Source organism: Clavibacter sp. MX14-G9D, assembly GCF_032917815.1.
Taxonomy (GTDB): Bacteria; Actinomycetota; Actinomycetes; order Actinomycetales; family Microbacteriaceae; genus Clavibacter; species Clavibacter michiganensis_K.
The window spans coordinates 1-10,856 of the sequence record NZ_JAVCVL010000078.1; the positions used below are offsets into that span (position 1 = coordinate 1).

The following is a 10,856-nucleotide window of genomic DNA, read 5'->3' on the forward strand; positions in this document are numbered from 1 at the left end:
GACCCGGTGCGGGAGCTGGCGCGGGAGACCGGCGCCCTCGGGGCGGCGGCCGACGGCAGGGCCGCGGTCCTCGGCGTCGTCGCGGCCTGGCTCCTCGTGCTCGGCGCCTCCGTCCTCGGGCGTCGGCTGGCTGCGCGACGCGGCGCCTTCGCCTGGTCGGGCGCGGTCGTGGTGGTGGTCGCGATCCCCGCCATCGGCCCGCTCGCCGCCGTCGTGGCCCTGTACGTCCTGGTGGCGGCCGCCGTGGTGGCGCTCGGGATCCGGGCCGAGGCGGCCCCGTCCCGCAGCGACCCGTCCACCGCGGATGCCGACGGCACCGTCCCGGAGCCGGAGCCGGGGCCGACCGTCGGCGCCCGCGTCCTCCTCGATGCCCGTTCCGCTCCCGTGAGCGCGCTCGGCATCGCCGCCGCCGTCGCGGGTTGGCTCGCCTCGTGGGGCAGCGCACCCACGTGGTGGGCAGCCACCCCCGTCCTCCTGGGGCTCCTCGCCGTCGTCGCCCGCACCGGGCGCAGCGCCGGGGCTCGTGGCAGCGCCACCGTCGTCGCGGCGGCGGGCACCCTGCTCTCCGTCGCGGCCCTGGCGCCGTCCTTGCGCCACGCCGGCGTCATCGGCGGACCTCCCCCCTCCGCGACCTTCGGAGATGCGTCCGATCCCGTGGTCCTCGTGCTCGCGACGTCCGGTGCCCTCGTCCTCGTCGCCGGTCTCCTGCGCTCCGCGCCCGGAGCGCGGCGGAGCCTGGTGCTCGTCACGTCGCTCCTCCCCGGGCTGGTCGCGTCCCTCCTCGTGATGCTGGCGGGAGCCGACGGCGCGGGTGGGAGCCTGACCTCCGCGCCCGCCTGGCCCGTGGTGGCGCAGGTGCTCCTCGCCGCCGGACTCGTCGCGTGGACGGCCGGGGGCGTCGGGCTCCGCCCCCTCCCGCCGCGTCCCGAGCGCACCCCCGGCGAAGTCGTCGAGCTCGTCGAGCCCCCGGGCTCCGGGCAGCGACCGATCGTCGCCCGACTCGGGGTCGGGGCCGCGCCGACCGCAGACGTGCCCGCCGAGGACGCACCCGCTGGAGTCCCGGCGGCCATCCCGTCGCGTCGATCCCGCGGTCCGCGCAGCCGGATCACCCGGGAGCGGCTGACGAGGTCGGCGACGGCTGCGCTGATCGCGCCGGTGGCCCTCGCCGCCGTGATCACGGTCGCCGTCCTGCTGCCGTCGCGCGGACTGACCTCCGGCATCCTCCCCGCCGCTGTCGCCCTCATGGTGATCGCGGCCGGGCGCCTCGCCTACCTCCGCGCGTCCCGGGCGCTGCGCGTGGCCCTGGACGCCGGCTCGGTCGCAGTGGGCGCCGCGGCGCTCCTCATCGCGGTCGTCGGCGGGGCAGACAGCGGACGAGAGGACCGGGTGTGGATCCCGCTCGTCGTCCTGGCGGTCGCCTCCCTCGTCCTCTCGACCGCCGCCGACGGCCTCCTCCTCTCCCGCAGCGCGCGGCGCATCTGGGCGTGGACGGCCCTCGGCCTGGGGATCGCCGCACTGTGGTCGCGCCTCCTGGCGACGGACGTCCGCCTCGTCGAGGCCTACGTCCTCCCGATCGCCGGGACGCTCCTCGCCGTCGGGGCCCTGCTGCATCGGGCAGCGCTCCGCGTCGACCGGCCCGAGGCCGACGCGCACGGTCCGCGGGTGCGACGGGGTGTCACGTCCCTGGTGCTCGCAGGGATCCTCACGGCCGCCCTCCCCCTGGCGCCCGCCGGGCGCGCGGACGACGTCCTCCGGCCGCTCATCGCCACCGCGGTGCTGGCCGCGCTCGCCCTGTCCGCCGCCGCGGGACTCGGCCGGGTCCCGTCCGCAGTCCGCCCGCTCCTCCGCGCGACGGTCGTCGGCGGCGGTCTGGGGCTCCTCGCCCTCGGCGCCACCCGTGCGATCCGCCTGGCGGCAGCGCCGGTCGAGCGCACATGGGCCGTCGACGCGCAGCTCGTGGTCACGTGCGCGCTCCTGGTGGCGACGGGCGCCCTCATCCTGCGGGCCGCCCGGGACGCCGCCGACAGCCGCATCGCCGGGGCCGCGATCGCGGTGGTCCCCGTCCTCACGGCGCTGGTGATGGTGGTCTCCGTCCGGCCCGACCAGGGCGTGACGCGACCCCTCGCCGCAACCGTCCTCCTGGTGGCCGGCGCCGGCGCCCTCCTCGCGATCCGCACGGCTCATCGTCGCCTCCTCGATGTCGTGACGGCCGTGGCCCACGTCTCGGCGGTCGTCGTCGCCCTCGCGGCGTGGCGGTCGGCGTCCCCCGCGGCGGACACCGGGGCGGTCGCGGTGCCGGTCGTGACCGCGGTCCTCATCGCCGCGGTCGGCGCCGCCGCGCGCCTGGGAGCCCGGACCGCGGATGCCGGCGGCCCCCGTCGGGTCCAGGGTCCGGCGGGGCACGCGGCGGACGGGGCCGTGGGCGTGCTCGTGCTGTTCGCCGTCGCCGCGACCGCCGTGGTGGACGCGCCGGGTCTCCCGCTCGCCCTGCTCCTCGGGGCGAGCGCCGTGCTGATCACGTCCCTCGATCCGCGGTCCGCGGGTCGCCGCCGGCTGGGCTGGGGTGCCCTCGTCCTCGGTTCGGCAGCCCTCTGGGTCGCGCTCGCCCGCGGGGACGTCGGATCGGTCGAGCCGTACGTCCTCCCGCCGGCCGGGGTCCTGCTGCTGGTCGCCGCCGCCCTCGAGCGGGGCCCGCTGTCGTCCCTCCGCGCCGGCCCGGACGGGTCGCGCCGCACCGGGAGCGGCGCGCCGCTGCTCCTCGCCGCCCTCCTCCTGGCGGCCGTGATGTGGCTGCCGCGGCTCTCCGGCACCGCGCTCACCGGCGGGCAGCTCCTGCCGCTCGGGCCGAGCGCCGGTGCGCTGTGGGCGCAGGTCGGCATCGGCGTGCGGGGCTCGGGCGCCGGACCCGTGGCCCCGTCCGACCCGTTCGCGTACGTGCTCGCGGTGCTCGGCAGCGTCACCGCGTGGGAGCCCTCCCTCGCCGTGCTGGGGCTCTTCGTGGCGGCCCTGCCGCTCGCCGCGCTGGCCGCGTGGCTCTGCGCCGCGCAGCTCACCCGGAACGCATGGCTGCGGGCGCTCGCGGCGCTCGTCTGGACGCTCGCGCCGACGTTCCTCGTGGCGCTCGGCGAGGGCCGCCTGCCGGCCGTGCTCGCGCACCTGCTGCTCCCGTGGCTCGCGCTGGCGGTGCTGCGCGCCCCCCGGTCGTGGTCGGCGTCGGCCGTCGCGGGGATCCTCATGGCCGCCGTCGGAGCGTCGGCCCCGTCGCTCGTGCCCGCCGTCCTCGTGCTCTGGCTGGTCGCCACCGTGCGCGCCGGCCGCCGTGCGGGCCGGCTCGTCACCATCCCCGTCCCGCTGGTCGCGCTCGTCGCGCCCCTCGTCGCCTACCGCCTCATGCAGGGCCAGCCGCTCGCCCTCGCCGCCGACCCGGCCGTACCCGCCGCCTTCACCCCCGCGGACGTGCCGGGGCTCGCCCTCGGCTTCCCCGTCTCCGGCCTCGGCGGCTGGATGGCGTTCGTCGACGGCCTCGGGCTCGGCCTGCCGGCCGCCGTGCCGCTCGTCGTCGTCGCGGTGCTCGTCGCCCCGCTCGCCCTCGGCGCCCTCGCGGCGCTGTTCCTCCGCGGATCGCACCGCGCCGCCCTCGCGCTCGGCGTGACGGTGCTCGGGTTCGCCACCGCCGTCCTCGCCGCGCGCACCGTCGTGCAGGCGAGCGGCCCCGACGTGGTCGCCGTGTGGCCGGGATCCGGCCTCAGCCTCCTCTGGCTCGGCCTGGCGGGCGCCCTGGTGCTCGGGTTCGCCACCCTCGGGCGCCGCTCCGTCGTCCCCGGGCTCGTCGCCGCGGTGACGCTCGTCGTGCTGGCGCTCCCGCTCGTCGCGGCGGCGGTCGCCGGGTCCACCGCGGTGCGCGCCACCGCCGACACCTCCCTGCCAGGCCTCGTCGTCGCGGAGGCGGCGACCGACCCCTCCGTGGGCACGCTCGTGCTGCGCGCCGCCGACGACGGCTCGCTCACCGCGGACGTGGAGCGCGGCACCGGCCGGACGCTCGAGCAGGTCTCCACGATCGACTCCGCCGTAGGTCCGCTCACGGACACGCAGCAGCGCGTCGCCGAGCTCGCCGGCAACGTGTCCTCCCGGTCCGGCCTCGACGCGACCGAGGAGCTGCGGGGCCTCGGCATCAGCTACGTGCTGCTCGCCCCGCCCGCGGGCACGGCCCAGGCGGCGCTCCACGACCGCGCGCGCTCGGCCCTCGACGACGATCCCGTGTTCACGGTGGTCGGCGAGACCGAGGCCGGCCTCCTCTGGCGCTTCGTCGGCAGCGACGACCTCGACGCCCGGGTCCCGGCCCCCGGGAACCTCGACGACCCGAGACGCGCGGGCGTCCTCGCGGCGCAGGCCCTGGTCTTCGCCCTCACGCTCCTGCTCGCCATCCCCACGGGCCGCCTGGCCGCGCGCAGCCGTCCCCTCCCCGCGTACCGCGAGCCCGTGGTCGCCGCCGACGCCCGTCCCGCGGACGCGGACGAGCCGCGCCCCGAGCACGACGACCGCGGCATGCCCGCCTACCTGGACGAGGCCACGGGCGCGAGCGTCGAGTCCGCGGCCTTCGGCGACATCCCGCAGGCGGGGGAGCGCCGGCTCGACGACGACGACGTGGACGCGCCCGCCGAGGGCGGACGCCCGGACCGCGAGGACGCCGACCCCGAGGACCGCGAACGCGGCCCCGGCGCCGACGACGACGACCGCAGGAGGACAGATGGCCAGGCGTGACGCCGTGCGCATCGCGACGCGCGTGACCACCGGGATCGCCGGGGTGGCCGTGCTCGGGGTCGTCGTCGCCGGGGCGCTCCTGCTGCCGCCGGCGGCGGGCGGGGAGAGCGCGCCCTCCGTCCTCGTGACGCCCGTCGCCACCGACCAGCAGCGCGTCTGCGCGGGCGCCCTCCTGCGCCCGCCCGAGGCGGACGCCTCCTCCACCACGACCGCGGTCGCCGTCGGCAGCGCCGCCGTGACGAGCGGATCCGCGGTCGCCGGCGCCGCCGACGGCGCACCCGGGGTCCGCACCTCCCGCATCCCCGCCCCCGACGTCCAGGGCGGCGACTCGAGCCAGGCGTCCGTGCTCGCGGTCGCGGGCGACGTGGACGGGGAGCCGACCGACCTCGCGGGCGCCGCGTCCGAGATCGCCGGCGAGGGCGACCTCGCCGGGCTCGCGGCCGTCCCGTGCGCCGAGGCGACGGCCGAGTCCTGGCTCGTCGGCGGGGCCACGACGACCGGCCGCACCACGTTCGTCGTGCTCGACAACCCGTCCGGCGTCTCGTCGACCGTGGACCTCGCCATCGCGGGCGAGGAGGGCCCCGTGAGCGCTCCCGGCGCGAGCGGCATCACCGTCCCGGCCGGCAGCCGGCGCGTCCTCAGCCTCGCGGGCCTCGCCCCCGACCTCGCCTCCCCGGCCGTGCACGTCCAGAGCCGCGGCGGACAGGTCGTCGCGCGGCTGGAGCAGAGCACCGTGCGGGGCCTCCTCGCGGGCGGCGTCGACTGGATCGGCCCCGCCGCGGCCCCCGCCACCCGGCTCACGATGACCGGGCTCCGCATCGACTCCGCGTCCGCGCCCGCGCCGCCCGTGGAGGGGGAGGAGGCCCCCGCGGCCGACGACGGCGGATCCGCCCCCGGCGCCGGCTCGGACCCCGGCACCGACCCCGACCGCGAGACGGCCGTGCGGATCCTCGTGCCCGGCACGGAGGACGCCGACGTCAGCGTGAGCGTCGCCCCCGAGGACGGCACCGACGGCACGGGCACCACCTTCACGGTGCAGGCCGACGCCGGCCGCACCCTCGACGTGCCCGTCACCGACCTCCCCGACGGCCGCTACGCCGTGAGCGTGCAGAGCTCGGTCCCCGTCACGGCCGCCGTGCGGAGCGTGTCGGGCGCGGCCGAGGGCGGCGCCACCGACTTCGCCTGGCTGCCGTCCGCGGAGGCGCTCACCCGGGACGCGCTCGTGTCCGTCCCCGAGGGCCCCGCGCCGCTCCTCCACGTCCGGAACGCCGGGGACGGCGCCGCGACCGTGACGGCGCGGCCGACGGACGGCTCCGAGGCCGTGGAGGTCCAGGTGCCCGCGGGATCCGCCGCGTCGGTCGAGGTCGCCGCCGGGCGCACCTACCTGCTCGAGGGCGCGACGGGCCTCACGGCCACCGTGACGCTCGCCGAGCCGGGGCGGTCCGCCGCCCTGCCCGTGGTGCCCGTGCTGCCGGCCGCGGACCCCCTGCGCGTCCACCCCTGAGCCCCGCGCGGGCACCCGCGCCCGTGACGCGGAAGCCTGCTGGGCGGTCGGGATCCGCCGCTAGTGCGGGTCGTACCTGTCCGGGGCGAGGTCCCACGGGTCCTTCCCGAGGAGCTCCCCGACCGCGCGGAAGACGCAGCCCTCGACGAGCGCGCGCTGGTGGTGCTCGTCGTCCTCGTGGAGGTGCGCGAGGCGCTCGATGGGGAGCCGGTAGAAGATGACGCGACGCTGGTCCTCGAGGACGCTCCAGCGGTCGATTCCGTCCCGTTCGCTGTTCTCGGCGGGGAGGGCGGCGACCTCGAAGGAGACGCGGTCGAGCTCATCGGGCCACAGGCCGCGGAGGTACTCGGCGGCGGACGCGACGGTCTGGTCGAAGAGGTCGGCGCGCGTGCGCAGCACCGGGAGCTCGGGCCCGGTGACGGGGGAGCGGAGGCCGCGGCCGTGCCGGTCGCGCCAGGAGCCGCGGATCGAGACGTGGCCTCCCCGGCGGCGTGGACGTGGCATGGCCCCATCGTACGGCCCCGGCGTCGGCGGTAGTGTGGGCCCGACATGACGAACAGGCCCTGCTCCCGCGTCGGCTGCACCGGCGGCGCCACGACCACGCTCACCTACGTCTACGCCGACTCCATGGCCGTCCTCGGTCCCCTCAGCCACGACTCCGAGCCCCACAGCTACGACCTGTGCGACCGCCACGCGGCCCGTCTCTCGGCCCCGCAGGGCTGGCAGATCGTCCGGCACGGCGTGCTCGGTGAGGTAGGTTTCGGAGCATGACGACGACTGCCGCCGAGAACCTGACCGCCATCGTGAAGACCTACGACGTGCGAGGTCTCGTCGGAAGCCAGCTCACGGAGGAGCTGGTCACGGCGCTCGGGGCGGGCTTCGTCGACGAGCTCGACGCGGCCGGCAGCGAGGTCGTCGTCGGCCACGACATGCGCGACTCCTCGCCGTCCTTCGCCCGGGCCTTCGCCGAGGGCGCCACGGCCCGCGGCGCCGACGTGCTGCTCATCGGCCTCTGCTCCACCGACGAGACCTACTTCGCGTCCGGGTCCCTCGACGCGCCCGCGGTCATGTTCACCGCGAGCCACAACCCGGCCACCTACAACGGGCTCAAGTTCTCCCGCGCGGGCGCCCAGGGCATCAGCCTCGACACGGGCCTCGCGGCCATCCGCGACCGCGCCATCGGCTTCCTCTCGGACGGCATCGCCGCCGTCGAGCCGGCCGGCCAGGTGCGCGAGCGCGACGTCCTCGCCGACTACGCGGGCTACCTCCGCCAGCTGGTGGACCTCTCCGCCATCCGCCCGCTGCGCGTCGTCGTCGACGCCGGCAACGGCATGGGCGGCATGACCGTCCCCGCCGTCCTCGGCACGGCGGCCGGCCTCCCCGAGCTGCCCATCGAGATCATCCCCCTCTACTTCGAGCTCGACGGCACCTTCCCGAACCACGAGGCGAACCCGCTGGAGCCCGCGAACCTCGTCGACCTGCAGGCGGCCGTCGTCGCGCACGGCGCCGACCTCGGCCTCGCCTTCGACGGCGACGCCGACCGGTGCTTCGTGGTCGACGAGAAGGGTCAGGCGGTCACGCCCAGCGCCGTCGCGGCGGTCGTCGCGCTCCGCGAGATCTCGCGCGTGAAGGCGCAGTCGCCGGACGACGAGGTCACCGTGCTGCACAACCTCATCACCTCGCGCATCGTCCCCGAGACGATCGAGGCGGCGGGCGCCACGGCGGTCCGCACGCGCGTCGGCCACTCGCTCATCAAGGACCAGATGGCCGCCACGGGCGCCGTCTTCGGCGGCGAGCACTCCGCGCACTACTACTTCCGCGACTTCTGGGGCGCCGACAACGGCATGCTCGCCGCCATGCACCTGCTCGCGGAGTTCGGCCAGAGCGAGGGCCTCATGTCCGACCTGTCGGCGCGCTACACGCCCTACGCGCTCTCGGGCGAGATCAACAGCACGGTCGACGACGTGCCGGCCGCCTACGAGCGCATCGTCGAGGCGTTCCGCGGCCGCGGCGAGTTCGACGAGCTCGACGGCCTCACGGTCGACGGCCCGGTCGACGCCGACGGCGCCTTCTGGTGGTTCAGCGTCCGCCCGTCGAACACCGAGCCGCTGCTGCGCCTGAACGTCGAGGCCTCGACCGAGGAGCGCATGGCGTCCCTCCGCGACGAGCTCCTGGGGCTCATCCGCGGGGCCTGACCCGCACCGCACCGCCCCCGACGCCGCGTCCCTCCTCGAGGGGCGCGGCGTCGTCGTGCGTGCCGGCGGTGCCGTCCATGACGAGATACCCCCGGGGGGTTCCCTTGAATACCCCTAGGGGGTACCGTGGAGGGGAACGGGAGGTGGCCGCCATGGTCGGGTACAGCGAGGGCAAGGACGACATCCTCAAGCGGCTGCGTCGCGCCGAGGGCCAGGTGCGCGGCATCGAGCGCATGGTCGAGTCCGACACGTACTGCATCGACGTGCTCACGCAGGTCTCGGCCGTCACGCGCGCCATGGAGACCGTCGCGCTGAAGCTCCTCGACGACCATCTCGCCCACTGCCTCGCCGAGGCCGCGCGCGAGGGAGGCCAGGTCGCGGACGACAAGGTGCGCGAGGCCTCCGCCGCCATCGCGCGGCTCGTCCGCTCCTGATCCGCCCGGCGGCCGCGTCGGCCGCCGTCCGTCGCGCCCCCGACGCCCCCCCACCTGCGAACCCCCGAGAAGGAGACCCCATGACCACCACGACCTTCCCCGTCACCGGCATGACCTGCGCCCACTGCGTCGCGAGCGTCACCGAGGAGGTCGGCGAGCTCCCGGGCGTCGCGTCCGTGGCCGTCGACCTCGTCGTCGGCGGGGCATCCACGGTCACCGTCGAGAGCGACGGCCCGCTCGACCCCGAGGCCGTGCGCGCCGCGGTCGACGAGGCCGGGTACGTCGCGGGGCTCTGACATGACCGAGCCCGTCACCGGATCCGCCCCCGTCGCGGAAGACGCCGCCCTCACCCGCGTCGACCTCGACGTGCAGGGGATGACCTGCGCGTCGTGCGCCATGCGCATCGAGCGGAAGCTCGGCCGCATGCCCGGCGTCGAGGCGGCCGTCAACTACGCGACCCACCGGGCGCGCGTGCGGCTGCCCGAGGGCGTGAGCGTCGAGGACGCCATCCGCACCATCGAGCGGACCGGCTACCGCGCCAGCGAGCGCGCCGCGCGGGGGAGCGTGCCGGAGGCGGGGGGTGCCGCCCTCGTCGAGGCGGCGGTCCCCGCGGACGCTCCGGCCGTCGACGCCCCTCCCGCCCCCGCATCCGCGGCGGTGACCGCCCCCGCGGCGCGGACCGCATCCACCACCGCGGCCCCGGCCCCGGCCTCAGCCGAGACCGGCCCGCGCGACGCCGTCGCCGCGCGCGTCCCCGACGCCGACGAGCTCGCGCTCCGGCAGCGGCTCGTCGTCTCCGCCGCGCTCACCGTCCCGGTGTTCCTCATGGCGATGATCCCGGCGCTGCAGTTCCCCGACTGGCAGTGGCTCTCCCTCGCGCTCGCGGCGCCCGTCGCCGTCTGGGGCGCGTGGCCGTTCCACCGCGCCGCCGCGGTGAGCGCCCGCCACGGCGGCGTGGGCATGGACACGCTCGTGAGCATCGGCGTCGCGGCCGCGTTCCTGTGGTCCCTCTACGCCCTGTTCCTCGGCGACGCGGGGGAGCGGGGCATGACGATGACCATGGCCCTCGTCGGGGAGCCGGGCGCGGGATCCGGCGACATCTACCTCGAGGTCGCCGCCGCCGTCACCGTGTTCATCCTCGGCGGGCGCTACCTGGAGGCGCGCGCCGCCCGCGCATCCGGCGCCGCCCTCGCGGCGCTCCTCGACCTCGCCGCGAAGGACGTGGCGGTCGTGCGCGACGGCGTCGAGCGGCGCATCCCGATCGGCGCCCTGCGCGTCGGCGAGGAGTTCGTCGTGCGTCCGGGCGAGCGCATCGCCACCGACGGCGTGGTCGTCGACGGCGCGAGCGCGGTCGACCGGTCGCTCCTCACGGGCGAGTCCCTGCCGGAGGAGGTCGGACCGGGCGACGACGTCACCGGAGCGACCCTCAACGCCGGCGGCCGCCTCCTCGTGCGCGCGACGCGCGTGGGGGAGGAGACCCGCCTCGCCCGGATGGCGGCCCTCGTGGAGGAGGCGCAGACCGGCAAGGCCCGCATCCAGCGCCTCGCCGACCGCGTGTCGGCCGTCTTCGTGCCCGTCGTCCTCGTGCTCGCGCTCGGCACGCTCGCCGGCTGGCTGCTGCTCGGCTTCCCGCCGGAGGCCGCGTTCACGGCCGCCGTCGCGACCCTGATCATCGCGTGCCCGTGCGCCCTCGGGCTCGCGACGCCGACCGCGCTCCTCGTGGGGACGGGCCGCGGCGCCCAGCTCGGCATCCTCATCACCGGACCGCAGGTGCTCGAGCCCCCCCGCCGCATCGATACCGTGCTCCTCGACAAGACCGGCACGGTCACCACGGGCGTCATGTCGCTCGTGCGCGCCGTCCCGGCCGCCGGGGTCGACGCCGGCGAGCTCGTCCGCCTCGCGGCCGCCCTCGAGGCGCGCTCCGAGCACCCGGTGGCGCGGGCCGTGGTCGAGGCGGCGGGC

7 protein-coding genes and 1 pseudogene are annotated in these 10,856 nt (G+C 77.3%); 7 read left to right on the forward strand and 1 reads right to left on the reverse strand.

Going from position 1 to position 10,856, the window contains the following annotated elements:
- Together Q6969_RS08265 and Q6969_RS08270 are read left to right on the forward strand one after the other, a co-directional pair.
- A pseudogene (locus Q6969_RS08265) lies at positions 1–4,761 on the forward strand (hypothetical protein); the annotation flags it as partial.
- Complete coding sequence (locus Q6969_RS08270; protein ID WP_317230000.1) at positions 4,748–6,265, forward strand: DUF5719 family protein; 1,518 nt, start codon at positions 4,748–4,750, stop codon at positions 6,263–6,265. The pseudogene Q6969_RS08265 and the gene Q6969_RS08270, both read left to right, overlap by 14 nt.
- Positions 6,266–6,325: 60 nt before the next feature.
- Here Q6969_RS08270 and Q6969_RS08275 read toward each other — a convergent pair whose 3' ends face one another.
- Entirely contained in the window at positions 6,326–6,769 is a 444-nt protein-coding gene (locus Q6969_RS08275; protein WP_094115385.1) for a metallopeptidase family protein, read from the reverse strand.
- Between the two features lie 45 nt (positions 6,770–6,814).
- On the opposite strand from Q6969_RS08275, the gene Q6969_RS08280 reads away from it, so the two are divergent.
- From Q6969_RS08280 to Q6969_RS08300, 5 genes are all read left to right on the forward strand, one after another.
- Positions 6,815–7,036 carry a DUF3499 family protein gene (locus Q6969_RS08280; protein WP_015489735.1) on the forward strand — a complete coding sequence of 74 codons (222 nt, stop codon included), beginning with the start codon at positions 6,815–6,817 and terminating at the stop codon, positions 7,034–7,036.
- Positions 7,033–8,460, forward strand: coding sequence for a phosphomannomutase/phosphoglucomutase (locus tag Q6969_RS08285; protein WP_317230001.1), 1,428 nt, complete (start codon positions 7,033–7,035; stop codon positions 8,458–8,460). Before Q6969_RS08280 ends, Q6969_RS08285 begins: the two co-directional genes overlap by 4 nt.
- Positions 8,461–8,612: 152 nt before the next feature.
- Complete coding sequence (locus Q6969_RS08290; protein ID WP_015489737.1) at positions 8,613–8,894, forward strand: metal-sensitive transcriptional regulator; 282 nt, start codon at positions 8,613–8,615, stop codon at positions 8,892–8,894.
- 80 nt (positions 8,895–8,974) lie between these two features.
- On the forward strand, positions 8,975–9,190 hold the full coding sequence (locus Q6969_RS08295; RefSeq protein WP_094115387.1) for a heavy-metal-associated domain-containing protein: 216 nt from the start codon (positions 8,975–8,977) through the stop codon (positions 9,188–9,190).
- A 1-nt stretch (position 9,191) separates the two neighbouring features.
- A partial coding sequence (locus Q6969_RS08300) for a heavy metal translocating P-type ATPase (RefSeq protein WP_317230002.1) occupies positions 9,192–10,856 on the forward strand: 1,665 nt, incomplete at its 3' end.

Coding starts and splice junctions, on each gene's coding strand:
- Q6969_RS08280 (WP_015489735.1), top strand. CDS start 6,815: ATGACGAACAGGCCCTGCTCCCGCGTCGGCTGCACCGGCGGCGCCACG.
- Q6969_RS08275 (WP_094115385.1), bottom strand. CDS start 6,769: ATGCCACGTCCACGCCGCCGGGGAGGCCACGTCTCGATCCGCGGCTCC.
- Q6969_RS08285 (WP_317230001.1), top strand. CDS start 7,033: ATGACGACGACTGCCGCCGAGAACCTGACCGCCATCGTGAAGACCTAC.
- Q6969_RS08270 (WP_317230000.1), top strand. CDS start 4,748: ATGGCCAGGCGTGACGCCGTGCGCATCGCGACGCGCGTGACCACCGGG.
- Q6969_RS08290 (WP_015489737.1), top strand. CDS start 8,613: ATGGTCGGGTACAGCGAGGGCAAGGACGACATCCTCAAGCGGCTGCGT.
- Q6969_RS08295 (WP_094115387.1), top strand. CDS start 8,975: ATGACCACCACGACCTTCCCCGTCACCGGCATGACCTGCGCCCACTGC.